This is a genomic window from Ruegeria sp. C9, assembly GCF_056537585.1.
This window is the reverse complement of record NZ_JBQFRU010000006.1, coordinates 175,039-189,246: the sequence shown is the minus strand read 5'-3', so window position 1 is coordinate 189,246 and position 14,208 is coordinate 175,039. Positions and strand designations below refer to the sequence as shown.

18 protein-coding genes are annotated in these 14,208 nt (G+C 55.0%); 14 read left to right on the top strand and 4 right to left on the bottom strand.

The annotated features are described in order from the left end of the window. Positions 1-275: 275 nt before the first annotated feature. Positions 276-674 (bottom strand): MerR family transcriptional regulator, encoded by a 399-nt coding sequence (locus tag ACR0NE_RS16710; protein WP_170597574.1) that lies wholly within the window; start codon positions 672-674, stop codon positions 276-278. 99 nt (positions 675-773) lie between these two features. On the opposite strand from ACR0NE_RS16710, the gene ACR0NE_RS16705 reads away from it, so the two are divergent. Beyond that, positions 774-1,097, top strand: coding sequence for a hypothetical protein (locus tag ACR0NE_RS16705; RefSeq protein WP_170597572.1), 324 nt, complete (start codon positions 774-776; stop codon positions 1,095-1,097). Between the two features lie 4 nt (positions 1,098-1,101). Continuing rightward, positions 1,102-1,353 (top strand): GDCCVxC domain-containing (seleno)protein, encoded by a 252-nt coding sequence (locus ACR0NE_RS16700; RefSeq protein WP_480459758.1) that lies wholly within the window; start codon positions 1,102-1,104, stop codon positions 1,351-1,353. Positions 1,354-1,552: 199 nt separating this feature from the next. Here ACR0NE_RS16700 and mntR read toward each other — a convergent pair whose 3' ends face one another. Next, on the bottom strand, positions 1,553-2,005 hold the full coding sequence (mntR, locus tag ACR0NE_RS16695) for a manganese-binding transcriptional regulator MntR (protein ID WP_170597570.1): 453 nt from the start codon (positions 2,003-2,005) through the stop codon (positions 1,553-1,555). A 116-nt stretch (positions 2,006-2,121) separates the two neighbouring features. Between mntR and ACR0NE_RS16690 the strand changes: the two genes are divergently transcribed. The 4 genes from ACR0NE_RS16690 to phnE are packed head-to-tail and all read left to right on the top strand — an operon-like array spanning position 2,122 to position 6,345. Next, on the top strand, positions 2,122-3,975 hold the full coding sequence (locus tag ACR0NE_RS16690; protein WP_170597568.1) for a cytochrome c peroxidase: 1,854 nt from the start codon (positions 2,122-2,124) through the stop codon (positions 3,973-3,975). Then, complete coding sequence (locus tag ACR0NE_RS16685; protein ID WP_170597566.1) at positions 3,975-4,835, top strand: phosphate/phosphite/phosphonate ABC transporter substrate-binding protein; 861 nt, start codon at positions 3,975-3,977, stop codon at positions 4,833-4,835. The genes ACR0NE_RS16690 and ACR0NE_RS16685 overlap by 1 nt, the downstream gene beginning before the upstream one ends. Then, the gene (locus ACR0NE_RS16680) at positions 4,832-5,602 is read left to right on the top strand and encodes an ATP-binding cassette domain-containing protein (RefSeq protein ID WP_170392755.1); all 771 of its coding nucleotides are present in this window, start codon (positions 4,832-4,834) and stop codon (positions 5,600-5,602) included. The genes ACR0NE_RS16685 and ACR0NE_RS16680 overlap by 4 nt, the downstream gene beginning before the upstream one ends. Further along, positions 5,602-6,345 (top strand): phosphonate ABC transporter, permease protein PhnE, encoded by a 744-nt coding sequence (gene phnE, locus ACR0NE_RS16675; RefSeq protein WP_170597564.1) that lies wholly within the window; start codon positions 5,602-5,604, stop codon positions 6,343-6,345. Before ACR0NE_RS16680 ends, phnE begins: the two co-directional genes overlap by 1 nt. 7 nt (positions 6,346-6,352) lie before the next feature. Here the strand turns inward: phnE and ACR0NE_RS16670 are convergent, their stop codons facing one another. Both ACR0NE_RS16670 and ACR0NE_RS16665 read right to left on the bottom strand, forming a co-directional pair. Next, positions 6,353-7,102: a transglutaminase-like domain-containing protein gene (locus ACR0NE_RS16670; RefSeq protein ID WP_170392753.1), complete on the bottom strand. Its 750-nt coding sequence runs from the start codon at positions 7,100-7,102 to the stop codon at positions 6,353-6,355. A 97-nt stretch (positions 7,103-7,199) separates the two neighbouring features. Then, positions 7,200-7,628, bottom strand: a complete 429-nt coding sequence (locus ACR0NE_RS16665; RefSeq protein ID WP_170392752.1) for a MerR family transcriptional regulator — start codon at positions 7,626-7,628, stop codon at positions 7,200-7,202. Positions 7,629-7,805: 177 nt separating this feature from the next. Between ACR0NE_RS16665 and ACR0NE_RS16660 the strand changes: the two genes are divergently transcribed. The 8 genes from ACR0NE_RS16660 (at position 7,806) to ACR0NE_RS16625 (ending at position 14,164) form a co-directional block, all read left to right on the top strand. Next, complete coding sequence (locus ACR0NE_RS16660) at positions 7,806-8,405, top strand: SCO family protein (RefSeq protein ID WP_480459756.1); 600 nt, start codon at positions 7,806-7,808, stop codon at positions 8,403-8,405. A gap of 5 nt (positions 8,406-8,410) precedes the next feature. Continuing rightward, positions 8,411-8,833: a disulfide bond formation protein B gene (locus tag ACR0NE_RS16655; protein WP_170392751.1), complete on the top strand. Its 423-nt coding sequence runs from the start codon at positions 8,411-8,413 to the stop codon at positions 8,831-8,833. Then, positions 8,830-9,489 (top strand): thioredoxin domain-containing protein, encoded by a 660-nt coding sequence (locus tag ACR0NE_RS16650; protein WP_170516106.1) that lies wholly within the window; start codon positions 8,830-8,832, stop codon positions 9,487-9,489. Before ACR0NE_RS16655 ends, ACR0NE_RS16650 begins: the two co-directional genes overlap by 4 nt. Positions 9,490-9,507: 18 nt before the next feature. Then, the gene (locus ACR0NE_RS16645) at positions 9,508-9,987 is read left to right on the top strand and encodes a copper chaperone PCu(A)C (protein WP_170516108.1); all 480 of its coding nucleotides are present in this window, start codon (positions 9,508-9,510) and stop codon (positions 9,985-9,987) included. Then, positions 9,987-10,613 carry an SCO family protein gene (locus tag ACR0NE_RS16640; protein ID WP_170597562.1) on the top strand — a complete coding sequence of 209 codons (627 nt, stop codon included), beginning with the start codon at positions 9,987-9,989 and terminating at the stop codon, positions 10,611-10,613. Before ACR0NE_RS16645 ends, ACR0NE_RS16640 begins: the two co-directional genes overlap by 1 nt. Beyond that, positions 10,610-11,977, top strand: a complete 1,368-nt coding sequence (locus ACR0NE_RS16635) for a M23 family metallopeptidase (RefSeq protein WP_170424846.1) — start codon at positions 10,610-10,612, stop codon at positions 11,975-11,977. Before ACR0NE_RS16640 ends, ACR0NE_RS16635 begins: the two co-directional genes overlap by 4 nt. Before the next feature lie 76 nt (positions 11,978-12,053). Continuing rightward, on the top strand, positions 12,054-12,245 hold the full coding sequence (locus tag ACR0NE_RS16630; RefSeq protein ID WP_170391782.1) for a hypothetical protein: 192 nt from the start codon (positions 12,054-12,056) through the stop codon (positions 12,243-12,245). 23 nt (positions 12,246-12,268) lie between these two features. Continuing rightward, positions 12,269-14,164: a penicillin acylase family protein gene (locus ACR0NE_RS16625; protein WP_480459755.1), complete on the top strand. Its 1,896-nt coding sequence runs from the start codon at positions 12,269-12,271 to the stop codon at positions 14,162-14,164. Positions 14,165-14,208 lie beyond the last annotated feature (44 nt).

The following is a 14,208-nucleotide window of genomic DNA, read 5'->3' as shown; positions in this document are numbered from 1 at the left end:
TATACAGCGCTGCGGAGTTGGCGGAGTTTTGCACGACTGCGTTCTGAATTCGATTAGACACCCAGACCCCAACGATTGCGGTAGCAGTACCCATCACGAAGATACTTGCCGCAAGAAAGACTCGCGACAACGACCAATTGCCAATCGTCAGGTCAGTTACTTTCGCTCTCATCGTGAAATCGACTATGAACTACAATCTGTTACCGCACCACAGACCTTGGTCTGAGGTGATCTGGCTAAATCTCAGACCCTGAGTTTCCGCCCAGTGTCCAGAGTCAGATATCATCCATCGTTCGCAGACTTTGCAGCATCGGGCAGTGAACGTTACCACTATCACAATTGGCAGTAAGCTCACTCAAGGCGTGCTCCAGACGTCTGAGCTCATCAATCTTGCTTCGAACGCTAGAAATATGCGCCTCGGCCAGCTCTTTCACCGACCGGCAGTCTTCGGCACTTCCTTCTGACAGCTCTAAAAGCGCCTTTGCGTCTGGGAGAGGAAATCCCAGGTCGCGGCACCTCTTCAAAAATCGAAGTCTTCCCACATCGCTTGCTGCATAGAGGCGACGATTGTTCAGAGCTCGCACAGGTCTTGGTACGATACCTTCGCGTTCGTAGTAGCGGATGGTTTCTATGCCAACCCCGGATTGCCGGGAAGCCTCACCTATCGCAATCATGTGAAGTGCCTCCACTTGATCCTGTAGTTACTACAGGAGTTATACGCTCTGAATACCGGTGCTTCAACACAATCAAATCGAGCATCTCGGGAGCAAAAGATGAAGAAATACGTGAACCTCAGCTACTTGGGATCGGTTTCAGCTCTGGGCGTCGCAACATGCTGTGTTCTTCCAATGGCCATGATGTTGTTAGGCTTGGGCGGCAGTTGGTTGGCAGTATTCGGAAAAATAGCGGCGGCAAGCTACTGTGTTCTCGCCGTCTCAACAGCGCTGGCCGCGGTTTCGTGGTTCTTAGCGCATCTAAACGAGACGTTGGCAAATCTGAAATGGTGGCTTGTCGGAAGCACGGCGACTACCGCGTTGGCATGGGTCATCGTGTTCAATAAGGCTCAAATCAACGACTATCTAATCATGCAGATGTGAGACAATGACAAATCAAACTGTGGTGCTCGATAGCATTTTGACCTGCCCTCGGTGTGGGCACGTTGAAACCGAGAAAATGCCAACTGACTCGTGCCAGTGGTTTTATGAATGCAAATCATGCGAGGCAGTTTTGAAACCGCTGGCAGGCGATTGCTGTGTCTTTTGTTCCTACGCAACTGTACCATGTCCGCCAATTCAGTTGGGGGATAGCTGCTGTAGTAAGGCCACTGCGGCTAAAGGTTTCGACCCCCAATGAAAATAAATGAGCTAGACCGATTTTTACCTTGGCTGCTTGGGAAAAGATTCAATCACTAAATCCGCTCATTTTTCACTTTTCAGATGCGACAAGTGTTCTTGCGGGGCTAGTGTAACGGCTCAACAAAGGTTTAAGAGGTCTTAGTCTTTCTAAAACTAAGAGTGTCAGAATTCGCCAGCACAACTTAGGTTTTTAGTTTCTACTTTGTTTCCTCAGTCCGCCCAACGAACCCTTTAAAAACTGCAAGGGTCTCTTCGCTTACATGATGCTCAATGCCTTCAGCGTCATGCTCTGCGACTTCCGGTGAAACGCCCAAGGCGATCAGGAACTCCACGACAATCCGGTGACGCCTTCTACAAGCTTCCGCCAATTGACGCCCGGCATCGGTCAGTTGAAGTGAGCGGTAGGGAATTTGTTCTATGAAACCTTCTCGTTTCAAACGGGCCAAATTCTTCGAAACCGTAGGTTGGGTTACGCCCAACCGCTCGGCTATTTCGACCGGGCGCGCCGTGCCATTCTGATGGATCAACTCCGCAATAAGTTCAACGTAGTCCTCAACCATTTCGCTTTGGTGCGCCTGTCGCACAGCCTCAAACCCGCTCGCCTGGGTATCAATACTACGATCTGAATTTTGCGGTGTCGTTTCAGTCATCGGCTCACGATTAGGTCGTTAATCCAGTCACTAGTGTATGCACCTGAAAGCCGAACTTGACAATGAGCATGCCTTCATCAATAAATTAGACAAGGCTAACTTTAATAGACAGTGCTATGAAATATCTGATAGCGTCCACACTTCTTTGTGCATTGCCAGTGATCGCGGATGCCACGGCGATTGAAGAATCTCCTTGGGCTCCGCGCGCTGCCGCGTATCGACTGACCTTGTTCATGGGAAATCTAACCCCGGTTCCCTGGGATGAAATTGAGAGGAGTTGGACCTCGCCCGCGCCTGGCAGTGACATTCAGGTCGCTCCATTGTCACGCGTTTCCGACAAAGAGGCGCTTGCGATCAACCAAGCCATGGAAGCCGAAGATCTCCAGGCGCTGTTCGAAGCAAGCACAATTGCCATTGCTGAGGGAATTCTGCGCCATCTGGATGTCGCAAAGACCGCGCTGGGTCAGCCTGAGGCGGCCCGCGAGGTTGCACAAGCGGCAGCTCTGTTCCGCGCATTCGAAGATGGTATCAAGGCTGCGGATGCGTCGGCGGCTCGCGATCTGGGCCGGGCATGGCTGGTTCTGAACTCCACCCTTGGCAGCGCAGGAGTACTGGGCAATGGTGCACAAACGGTGGATGTCGACCAATTTGCGGAGGCTCAGGCCATTGTCGCTGCCTATATTCGTGCCAACTATCTGCCATCCGAGTATGCCCAACGCGACAAGTTAACACCGCTGCCTGAAACAGTTGTGCTTTCCGGCGAACAAATCACAATGCCCGCCACGCTGCCGCCAGGGTCGAACATCGGAGATCAGGCGCAGCTGCCGCGGCTGGTTCTTCAGTTTGAAGAGGCGGGTGAGGATGAAGCCAATCTGCCGCTGGTGGCCTACGGTGACATGCTGTTCGACAGCCCCGAAATCTTCGGCGGCCCGGCGCGCGAGTTGGGCATTGCCTGCTCGACCTGCCACAACCGCTCCGACGTGAACCGGGATTTCTTCATTCCGGGCTTGTCCTCTCATCCGGGCGGGATGGATGTGGACGGTTCGTTCTTCAATCCAATGTTCAATGATCGGACCGATGATCACTTGGACACGCCTTCCATGCGCGGCATCCGCTTTACCGCACCTTATGGCCGCGACGGGCGCGAACCCAGCCTGCGCCGGTTCATCCGAAATGTGATTGTGACCGAATTCGCGGGAAAGGAACCAACGCCGTTCCAACTGGACGCGCTGGAAGCCTATGTCAAACAGTTCGACTTTCTTCCCAACCCAAAGATCGATCGGTCCGGTAAGCTGACCGATCTGGCGTCAGATGACGCCAAGCGCGGGGAGGTGCTATTCAACACCAAATTTGCAGGACTTGGTGACAAGTCCTGCGCTTCGTGTCACACGCCTGACCGTCAGTTCCGCGATGGTCTGACCTACGACATCGGCAGCGCGGAACCACCATTCCCCGGCGGCACGGCTACCGCGTTCGAAACCCCGACACTGCGCAACGTCAATTTCACTGCACCTTACATGCATGACGGATCGCTGCCGACGCTGGCCAGCGTTGTTGACTGGTTCAATGATACCAAAAATTTGGGTTTGGACGAAGCACAGCGCGCAGATCTGACCGCCTACGTCGAAGCTGTTGGAGACGGTGAAGACCCCTATCAAGTATTCGAAGGTCGCAACAGCGTATTCCGCTTGTCCTGGGAGGAGCTGACGACATTCGCCAGCACGCTCGATACCCTGCTGCCGATGCAGGATGCCGAAAACATAGCGGTTCTGATCGACACGGTAGCTCCTGATCTGGCCGCGGATGCCAGTGTCATGGTCAATCAGAACGCCAAGCCCGAAATCTACGAATTCGCCGCGATCCTGCGAGCGGTTGGCGATGCCAGCGCCGAAGGAAACTGGACCGAAGCCACCCGCCAGTGGGAACTGTTCAAGGCCATGCAGGCCGAAATTGACGAGAGGATGTTCTGATGTTGTCGCGCCGCAATTTTCTGGTCGCTGCAGCCGCATCTGCAGCCCTGCCCGTAATGGCTGCAACTGACCGGGGGCTGAAGCTGGCCTTCATCCCGCAGGAGAACCCCGAAAAGCTGTTGGGTGACATCAACGTCATCACCGGCTGGCTTTCAGAGCAGATGGGCGTCCCGGTCACGGGGTTTGTCACGTTCGACCACGCTGCTGCCGTTGAGGCGCTGCGCAACGGTGATGCCGATATCTCGTTCATGGGAGCGTTGCCCTTTGTGTTGGCCGAAGACCAGATCGGCGCCGTACCGCTATTGTCCGAGGTTTATCGCGGGCAACCCAGCTATTCGGGCCGGGTCTTCGTGCGGCGTGACAGCGGAATCGAAACGCTGGCCGATCTCCGGGGACGTGACATCGCCTTTTCCGATCCGGTCTCGGAATCCGGTTACATCTATCCCCTTGATCTGTTTGTGCGCGCCGGGCTGTTCTCGGGCACGGGCGATGCCGACAGCTTTTTCGGGCAAAAATTCTTTGCTGGCGGATATCAGCAAGCGATGCAGGCCATGGCCAACGGACTGGTCGATGCGGCAGGCGCAAGCCAGTATGCCGATCTCTATCTGACTCCGGATCAGCAGGCCGAGGTCAAGGTGCTGGCGGAATCAGAACAAATTCCCAGCCACGCAATCATTGCCGGCCCTGATCTGGACGCCGGGCTGCAGGCGAAGTTCATTAAAACCATGCTGCGCCTCAACGAGAGTGAGAACCGTCATCTGCTGGCTTACCTCTATGGCCCGGACGGGTATCTTCCTGCTGATCCTTCGGTTTACGAAGGCGTGCGCGAGACTGCGCGGCGCTATGGGTTTCTGAAATGAACCCTATAGTTTCACTCAACGCGGTATCGCAGCACTTTGCCAGTGCGGCAGCTCTTTCAGATGTTTCGCTGTCGGTGCAGCCCGGTGAAAGCGTCGCGCTACTGGGTCCTTCGGGTGCGGGCAAATCAACGTTGCTGGCGTTGTTGGATGGTCGTTTGAGTGGATGGCAGGGCGAGGCACAGGTGCTGGGCAAGCCACTTTTGGCAACAGGAATTCCATCCCGCGAGGACCGTGCCAATACTGGCTTTGTCTTCCAGGAATTCGCCCTGGTTGATCGGCAGAGTGTTTATCAGAATGTGATGAACGGCCGGATGGGCCGGATGAATATCTGGTCCTCACTCTGGGGTCGGTTCCGGGAAGAGGACCATATGTGCGTGACACGGGCGCTTCAGGATACGGGGCTGTCCGATCTGGCAAGCCGCCGTGCCGATCGGTTGTCGGGTGGACAACGGCAGCGCGTTGCGATTGCCAGATGTCTGGCACAAGAGCCCGAGTTGATCCTTGCGGATGAGCCCGTCAGCAATTTGGACCCTGCTCACGCCGAACGCATTCTGAGCCTGATCACCAGCTCTGCACGTAGCCGCGAAATCGGCGTCATTTTCAGCTCGCATCAGCCCGACCTGTCACGCCGCTTTGCTGAGCGCATCATAGGCCTGCGAGATGGCGTGGTATTGTTCGACAAACCGTCGGCTCAGTTGACCAGCGGGGACATCGATGAACTGTATCACGGTGCCGGTGTCACATCGGGGCTGCGTGTAGTCAGTTGATGGGCCGATCTGTCATTTGGGTCATGCTGGCACTGGCGATCCTATGGTCGCTGACCAGCGGGGATATGGGATTGGGCAAGCTGCCAGGCGCGGGCCCCCGTCTGGCAGAGTTTCTGGGGCGCATGATCCCACCTGACCTGTCCGTTTGGCGCGAGGTTCTGACCGGGCTGGCGGAGACACTGAGGATCGCCATTCTGGGAACATTGTTCGCTGTGATCCTGTCGGCGGGACTGGCCGTTTTGGCCTCTGAAACTATGGTACCAACAGCGATCTGGCGTCCCGTCCGTGCCTTGCTTGCGGTTATCCGGTCGATCCCACTGATCCTGGTCGCTATGCTAATGGTGGGCGCTGTTGGGTTGGGCCCGCTTCCCGGTATACTGGCAATCACATTTCACGCGACCGGCATGTTGGCAAAGTTCTATGCGGAAGCCATCGACAATACTGCCACCGCTCCTGTGGCGGCGCTTGAAAGCGCAGGGGCCAACAGAATTCAACAGTTGCGTTGGGCAATCTGGCCGCAGATGGCGCCTGTGATCATGCGCGATACCGTATTTCGGTTTGAGCTAAATCTGCGCGAAAGCCTGATACTGGGCATTGTCGGTGCCGGTGGCATCGGGTTGTATGTACAAACCTACGTACGGTCGTTTCAGTATGAAAAGGCTGCGACCGTGACGTTGGCAATCATTGTTCTGGTGCTATTGTCAGAGGCACTGAACGCAGCCTTGCAAAAGCGTTTCAGTTGAGGCCCCGCTATGCATTTCCGTGTGTATGCGTGGCCGCCATTCGAGCCTTCAGCTTCCCATTGCGTAGGGATCGAACGCGCGCGTTCATCCAGTGACGGAATATGCAGCGATAAAGCCAACCCCGAATGCTGCCGAAACTTTGCGCATGATCAGCATAGAACGCATCCGGACTATCAAAAACGCCAAAATCCTTCACGATGCCGGTTTTCTGAATGTACGTGTCGCGACCTTCCCATTCGACCTGTGGGTTGCTCAAACAACCGGTACCCGCCCCGTAACCGCACAGGCTTTCTGTTTCTGCAAAGTTATGCTGCAACGCCTCCAGGTATGGCTGATCCAGAATAAATCCTTCGAGGTTGACCCAACGATCGCCTACTTCAACTTCGACCCACGAATGCAAGATTTCTTCTGGCGCCAGCGGATAAATCAATTCGGGGACCACACCCCTCTGCAACTCTTTGTGGATCATAAAGCCATGCAAACGGCATCGAATACCGCTGCCGCGAAACAGTGCCATCAAAAGAGTGCCCTTGGTATTGCATTGCCCAAAGCCGTTAGCGAGCACCTCTGAAGCCGGGATATCGTCTGCACGGTTGTAACCAAAGGCAATCTCGTTACGAACGAAATCATAAATAGCGCCAATTCGATCCCCGATAGGCAGATCGGGCCAGCGCCGTTCCGTTATGAGCCCAGAAATTGCGGGTGTTTCAAAATCAAGCAGAGGTGTGGCGGTTAACAACGGGTCTCGGTTCAGCATTTGGTCTCTCGTCGAATCAACTCAGAAAGACTTGTAATTGCTACAGTGACTGTAGCTTCAAGAGGCTATTTCCAGTTCGCAACAACGCTGCCCAGGGTTACGCGCCGATGTCTTCGTGATCAGTAAGACATTCGGAGTGATCGCGTAGAACTTCGAGTACACGACAATCCGAAGTGTTGCCGCCACTGCATTCATGCACCATGCGCTCCAGCTCGGTCCGCAACGCTTCTAGCCGCGCCATTCTTTGCTCAATCTGTTTGAGTTGCCGGCGCGCAATACTGTCGGCTTCATGACATGGGCGATCCGGATCGTCGGACAAATCAAGCAGTTCGCGTATCGCCTCAAGCGAAAACCCCAATTGGCGGGCGTGACGGATAAAAGCCAGGCGATCCAGTTCGGTATGGCCATAACGCCGCTGGCCACCCTCGGTGCGCCCCGGTTCCGGCATAAGTCCGATCTGCTCGTAGTAGCGGATCGTCTGAACCTTGGTTCCGGTCTTTTTTCCAAGCGTTCCGATCGTCAGCATCTGGGTCTCCTTACAAAGCTACAGCTTATGTAGGCTCGGGTTGACGCCGCACAATAGAACCTTCCAGCCGGTGGACCTGTGACACCCAGCCGCAGGCTCAAAATCCCCTTTGAACCTCTAGCAGGTAGAGGGTGTACATGCCGTTCTGAACCAAGAATCACAGGCGGACGGCTAACTTTGAAACTGACCGTATTTCAAAAAATCTTATGGGTACTGGCTGGTGTCGCAACGGCGGCATTTGCCTATCTGATGCTGTGGTCAGAATATAGACCTGCGCGGATTGAGGAGGGGTCTGTTCCGTTCGAAGCCAGGTTCGAACTGACAGATCACTCTGGTGTTGTCCGCACCCAGAACGACTTTGCAGGCAAGTGGATGTTGGTGTTTTTCGGTTTCACCAACTGCCCCGACGTTTGCCCTACAACACTGTCCGAGGTGGCAGCAGTGCAGGAAGGTCTGGGAAATCAATCAACCCAAGTGCAACCTATCTTCATATCCATCGACCCCGAGCGCGACACTCCGGCCGTGCTGGCCGAGTATGTGCCACTTTTCGATGCGGGGATCATTGGGCTTACAGGCACGCCGGAACAGATTGCGGAGACGTCCAAGACCTTTCCGATTTTCTACGAACGGATCGAACAAGCTACTGCACCGGACGGGTATACGATGGGGCATACCTCTCATCTGTTTCTGTTCAACAAGAACGCTGGATTCGTTCAGTCCTGGTCATATGGCACGCCAGCCGAAGAAATTCTTGCGGATCTGAAACAAAGACTCTGAGCACCATGTCCCGGTTTTCCAAAGATACACTTCTTGCCCTGGCCTGGACGATTGCCCTGGTTGCGTCTCTTTCTGTTCTGTTCATTGGAGAGATCTTGGGGCAGAAGCCCTGTGTGCTTTGCTGGTTCCAGCGTGCGTTCATGTTCCCATTGGCGATCGTACTGGGGCTTGGCCTGTGGTGGCAGGACCAGAACGTGGGCCGCTACGGAATAGCACTGGCATTGGGGGGCGCTGCTGTCGCCTTGTGGCACATGGGCCTGTATGCTGGTCTAATCCCCGAAAAAATCCAACCATGCTCGGCCAGCGGTCCGTCCTGCACGGATGCAAATCAAACTGTTTTGGGCATCCCGATTCCGCTGATGGCGCTCGTTTCATTCGCGCTAATCGGCGTTCTGTGCGCCCTTTCACTCAAGGAGAAACAAGTATGAACAGACGTGGCCTGATTTTGTCCGTTCTCGCATTCGGTGGTGCCGGATTCGGAGCCGCTTCCTGGTACGTGAACCGTCCGGCTGCTTCAGGCAACACCGAGCCTGTCGCACCCGAAATCGCTGAAACACTTATCCGTTCCTACTCGCCTGTTCTCGGCCCAAAGGACGCACCGGTTACAATCGTCGAATTTTTCGATCCGGCTTGTGAAGCCTGCCGCGCCTTTCATCCGGTCGTGAAGGACATCATGGCACAGCATGGAGACGCCGTGCGCGTTGTGATCCGGTACACCCCTTTCCATGGCGAGGGCTCAGAGGAGGCGATCCGCGTGCTTGAAGCAGCACGCATGCAGGGGGTCTTTGAACCGGTACTGGAAGCCGTGTTGCGAGAGCAGCCCAAATGGGCCGCGCATGGTGCGCCTGAGCCTGGTCTTATTATTCGAATTGCAGCAGCGGCGGGACTGGATGCCGAGGCAGCGCAGGCACAAATGCTTGCGCCCCAGACAGTCGGTGTTCTCAATCAGGATCGCGCTGATGTCGAAGCGGTCGGTATAAGGCAAACTCCGACATTCTTCGTCAATGGCAAATCTCTGGATCCGTTTGGTGAGGCTGAATTGAGACGCCTGGTCGCTGCAGAAGTTGCAGCACTGCAAAGCTGAGCAGTAGCGAGAGGTACTATGAGACTCACTGCAAAAAATACACTTCTGGCAGGTGTGCTTGCCGCATTCGGCACCACTGCCATTCTCTCGGCACCGGTTCTGGCAGGGGGCGACGATGTTGTCGTTGAAGATGCCTGGTCGCGCGCTTCAATTGGCACCAACCGACCTGGCGTCGCTTACATGACGATCAGCAACACCGGCAATGAGGCCGTCACGCTGACGTCTATCCGCACCGATCTTGCGATGATGCCCGAGATCCATCAGACATCGACCAATGCAGAGGGCGTCAGTTCCATGGCACCAGCTGGCGAGCTGGAAATTGCGCCGGGTGGTTCCGTAGCGCTTGAGCCGGGCGGGCTCCACGCAATGCTCATGCGGCTGCAACGCCCTATGACCGAAGGCGAGAGCTTTACGCTGACTCTGATCTTTGCCGATGACACAGAAAAGACCGTCAACGTGCCGATATTTGGTATTGCTGCGCGAGGCCCTGGGAACTGATGCAGCGGCGACGCATTCTCACATTCGGGGCTGCTGGACTTGGTGTAATCGGCCTGACACTCTTTGCCGGATGGTGGCAAGTGGATGGGCCGGGAGCGGCTCAATCTGATCGCCTTCGTCCCCTTGCGTTGTCAGACATGAACTTTCGCATGGTTGATCACGAAGGGACCACCGTCACCCCGCAATCGCTCGTCGGACGTGCAACAATGGTGTTCTTCGGCTTTACCTACTGTACGGATGTTTGCCCGACGACTCTTTCGGATATTTCCCTCTGGCTGGATGATCTGGGCAATGATGCGGATGAATTGAACGTCGTGTTCATAACCGTAGACCCTGAAAGAGACACAGTCGAATCTATGGCCGACTATGTCAGCTACTTTCATCCGGCTGTCCGTGGGTGGGTCGGCGTTTCGGACCAAAACGCTCAGGCCGCAGACGATTTTCGCGCCACTTATGAAAAAGTTCCAATGGAAGATGGCGACTACACAATGAACCACACTGCAAGTGTATATCTGTTTAGCCCCACAGGCGAATTTGTCAGCACCATCGACTATCATGAGCAGAGAGAATTCGCTGTGCCCAAGATCCGTCGTGCTTTGAAAAGTGGAGCGGATAAAACATCATGAACGCACGGTTTCTAGCAACCTCGGCAATAGCGATCAGCAGCGTCTCAATTGCTTCGATCGTGTTCATTGCCTCGAACCGGTCTGAAGTGACGGCGCCTGCGCCCACGGTCTTTCCGGTGCCCAAGCTTCCTGCGGAAGCGCAGATCACATCGGCTCCGTTGCTGAACGTACCATCAGCAGAACTCGCTCCAAGCCCCGTTTCGTTTCGACCTGCTCAACCGGAACCCATTCAGGCAGAGGAACCTTTGCCACCTGTTGAACCGCCTTCACGGACATGGACGCGCGAACTTGCGTTGGGTGACACGCTCGACAGTTTGCTGTCTAAAGCCGGGATCAACGCAACCGATCGGGCCGAAATCGCACTTGCGCTTGGCGCTGAATATGATTTGCAGCGTTTGCGCCCGGGCCACTCGATAACAGTCGTTACAACCGCAGCGGATCAACCGCAGAGCGTGGAGCTTGCGGTGGAGGATGGTGTAAGAATCGAGGTGATACTCAGCGAAACGTTGTCCACGCGCGTGGTCTCGCCAGAACCCGACACCGTCATTCTGGCCCGCAAAACAGAGATCGAAACTTCGATTTCAAATGCGCTGAGTAGCGCAAAGATCCCGGTTCGTTTTGCGGTGGATCTGGCGCAGATGCTGAGCGGCACAGTGGATTTTCGGAGGGACCTGACAGGTGGTGAAGCTCTCCGTCTTCTCTGGCGCGAAAAGAGCATCGATGGCGAGAGAACAGGCCAGGCAGAACTCATTTTTGCGGCGCTGGAAGTTGATGACCAACTTTACGAAATAGCATGGCCAGACGCCGAAAATGGCCGCGCCACAATCTATGTCGATGGTGAGCTTCTTCGCGTCTTCTCGCAGCCAGTCGAGGGCGCGCGCCTGAGTTCAGTCTTTGGTCGGCGGAAGCACCCGGTCTACGGAAATGTTCGGATGCATACAGGTGTCGATTTTGCTGCCGCACGTGGTACTCCGGTGCATGCGACGGCCCCGGGCCGCGTGTCTTATATTGGTTGGCGCGGGGGGTATGGGCGTGTGGTCGAAATCGCTCATGGATCGGACACGGTCACGCGATACACGCATCTTAGCGCAACCGCCGATGGTCTGACCAAAGGTCAGCGCGTGGAGGCGGGCCAGGTGGTTGGTCGTGTCGGGTCGACCGGCACCGCGACCGGCCCAAATCTTCATTATGAAGTATTGGTCGACGGGCGCCCGACAGACCCGCTTTCTGACGATCGACTTGCTGCCGCTGCGAATGACAAGGTAGAAAACGAAGCAGCGCAAAAGCGATTAAGTAGTGCACGGGCACAGCTTGAGAAGCAGCTGGGCGATCTCACTGCCAAGAAACGCGAAGCTAACTCGTGAGAGTTCTTTCAGAACGCCTCCAGACGCGCGGCTATCAGTTTGACGATTTGAACGCCTGAAGTGAACTGCACCGCAAATGAACAAAATCAGAGGATGTAAGATGATGGCAATCGCGGGTGCCTTGGTTGGCGCCGTTTGGGGTGGGGTCCTGGCAAAGCGCCGGAATGGCAACAGCCTTGATATTCTTCAGTATGCTGCAGGATACGCCATCGTTTGTGGCCTGATTGCGTTCTTTCTGTCGATCGCAGTTGTGCGTCTGATTTCCTAGGCTGATCCGAATGGTGGTTGAAATTGAAAGCGCTGCTCAGGATTGTGCTTGGGTTGGTTCTTGCAGCCCTGTTCATCGCTACCGTCTGTTTCGGCACGGCTACATATCTCATGCTGGCTTCTCTTCCGGACTATGAGGAAGATTTTAGGTTAGAGGGTTTGAAAGATTCTGTGGACGTCCTGAGGGACTCTATGGCGATCCCACATATCTCGGCTTCATCCCCGTCCGATGCCTATTTCGCACTTGGTTTCGTTCATGCGCAGGATCGATTGGGTCAGATGTTAAGGGAACGGCGGTCCGCTTCGGGCAAAGTGCCGGTTCCGCGATATCGCGATATGGATCCAGTTTTGTCCGAAATGCTGATTGCCTATGCAGCTGGCGTCAATGCCTGGATCGGGGAGGTGTCAAAAGACCGGCGTGGCCGGGGGGCACCAGAACTGTTGTTGTTCGATGAAAAGACCATCATGGCCTGGCGGCCAGAGGATAGTCTCAGAATAACTCAACAGTTTCTAGACAATCTGCGGGAGACAGAGAGTGGCGGCGCGTCAATTCCAGGCGACAGACCGAAAACACCTGGATTGATCATGAACACGCCAAAAGCTCGGCTGGGAGCCTGGGCATTGACCAGTGAACGAACGGTTTCCAATTCCCCAATTCTCGCGGTCGAGGCTAGCGGGCCGCTTTCGCTCCCATCAACCTGGTACATGGCTGATCTTCAATTTCCCTCGGGGGCAGTAGCAGGGGTGACTTTGCCCGGCGTTCCGTTCGTTGTTCTGGGTCGTTCAAATGACGTTGCTTGGGCCTTGGACTCAAATGCCGGGCAACCTGAATTGCAAAACGGCACATCCGAATGGGTAGATAGCGATATCTTTTTGAAAACTCTTTACCGACTGACACAGGTAGTCACCGCAAAAGACGCCGTGAAGTTGATCTCTGAAATGCCTCTGTTCGGGTTGGAGACCGTCGTTATTGACAAAGAAGACGTCATGACCTGGCCGGGCATCTCCGATGAAGATGCAATCCTGCTTCGGCAGCAACGGCTCACAGAACTTGATGCGCGCCAACGCGTTTTTTCAGTTGATGGTGTTATGGCGCTACAACAAGATACCGTTAGTTCGGCAGCGCGTAGCTTGTTGCCTCTGATGGCGGCGGACTTGTGGCGTTCTGCACCCATGATCCCCGCAACCGACGACCCGGTCGATGGAATCCGACAGGATGCCTTGAACCGCTTGGCTGAATGGAACGGTGAAATGGATCGTTTTTCACCGGAGCCATTAATATTCTGGGCATGGGCGCGTGCTTTGCAACGCCGATTTCTACAGGATGAATTTCCTGCGACGCGTGATTTGTGGACAAATCCGAATCCATATTTTCTTGCCGCGGTTCTTTCAAATAGAGACGAGGCCGCGATGTTGTGTGATAATCGCACCTCAACTCGTGTCGAAACCTGCGACGAGTGGATCGTTCCCGCACTCGACGATGCGCTCGTCTGGATAACCGAGCGCTACGGTCCCGACCTTTCTTCGTGGAGCTGGGGAGCTGAACACATTGTGAATCTGGATTGGTCTGCGGTTAGCCCAGCCGGATTCCTCAATGGGTTGTTATCTGTGCGGGAACCGAAGTCCGGAGGACCTTATTCATTGCTCTCGTCTCAATTCGGGATGTCTGACGAAAAACCGTTTGCAACAAATATCGGCACGAATTTTCAGGCCGTCATGTCTGTTTCAGAAGACAAAGGCTTCTTTTTCCTGACACCATCCGGGCAGTCGGGACACCCGCTTTCGCGGTTCTACAAGAACTTGTTTTCTTCATGGATGCGCGGTGATTACAGGATGATGGCAATGGATCTGGCAGTAGCAGAGGGTGGGGCAGTGGGGCGATCCAAACTAACCCCCCTCATTCAGGATGAAGTTGACTGATTAAAGTGCGGCTCCGGGAAGCCAGATCAGTGTCAATGTGCCCT

Excerpts from the sequence above, each read along its gene's own strand:
- ACR0NE_RS16710 (WP_170597574.1), bottom strand. The coding sequence starts at position 674 with ATGATTGCGATAGGTGAGGCTTCCCGGCAATCCGGGGTTGGCATAGAA.
- ACR0NE_RS16705 (WP_170597572.1), top strand. The coding sequence starts at position 774 with ATGAAGAAATACGTGAACCTCAGCTACTTGGGATCGGTTTCAGCTCTG.
- ACR0NE_RS16700 (WP_480459758.1), top strand. The coding sequence starts at position 1,102 with ATGACAAATCAAACTGTGGTGCTCGATAGCATTTTGACCTGCCCTCGG.
- mntR (WP_170597570.1), bottom strand. The coding sequence starts at position 2,005 with ATGACTGAAACGACACCGCAAAATTCAGATCGTAGTATTGATACCCAG.
- ACR0NE_RS16690 (WP_170597568.1), top strand. The coding sequence starts at position 2,122 with ATGAAATATCTGATAGCGTCCACACTTCTTTGTGCATTGCCAGTGATC.
- ACR0NE_RS16685 (WP_170597566.1), top strand. The coding sequence starts at position 3,975 with ATGTTGTCGCGCCGCAATTTTCTGGTCGCTGCAGCCGCATCTGCAGCC.
- ACR0NE_RS16680 (WP_170392755.1), top strand. The coding sequence starts at position 4,832 with ATGAACCCTATAGTTTCACTCAACGCGGTATCGCAGCACTTTGCCAGT.
- phnE (WP_170597564.1), top strand. The coding sequence starts at position 5,602 with ATGGGCCGATCTGTCATTTGGGTCATGCTGGCACTGGCGATCCTATGG.
- ACR0NE_RS16670 (WP_170392753.1), bottom strand. The coding sequence starts at position 7,102 with ATGCTGAACCGAGACCCGTTGTTAACCGCCACACCTCTGCTTGATTTT.
- ACR0NE_RS16665 (WP_170392752.1), bottom strand. The coding sequence starts at position 7,628 with ATGCTGACGATCGGAACGCTTGGAAAAAAGACCGGAACCAAGGTTCAG.
- ACR0NE_RS16655 (WP_170392751.1), top strand. The coding sequence starts at position 8,411 with ATGTCCCGGTTTTCCAAAGATACACTTCTTGCCCTGGCCTGGACGATT.
- ACR0NE_RS16650 (WP_170516106.1), top strand. The coding sequence starts at position 8,830 with ATGAACAGACGTGGCCTGATTTTGTCCGTTCTCGCATTCGGTGGTGCC.
- ACR0NE_RS16645 (WP_170516108.1), top strand. The coding sequence starts at position 9,508 with ATGAGACTCACTGCAAAAAATACACTTCTGGCAGGTGTGCTTGCCGCA.
- ACR0NE_RS16640 (WP_170597562.1), top strand. The coding sequence starts at position 9,987 with ATGCAGCGGCGACGCATTCTCACATTCGGGGCTGCTGGACTTGGTGTA.
- ACR0NE_RS16635 (WP_170424846.1), top strand. The coding sequence starts at position 10,610 with ATGAACGCACGGTTTCTAGCAACCTCGGCAATAGCGATCAGCAGCGTC.
- ACR0NE_RS16630 (WP_170391782.1), top strand. The coding sequence starts at position 12,054 with ATGAACAAAATCAGAGGATGTAAGATGATGGCAATCGCGGGTGCCTTG.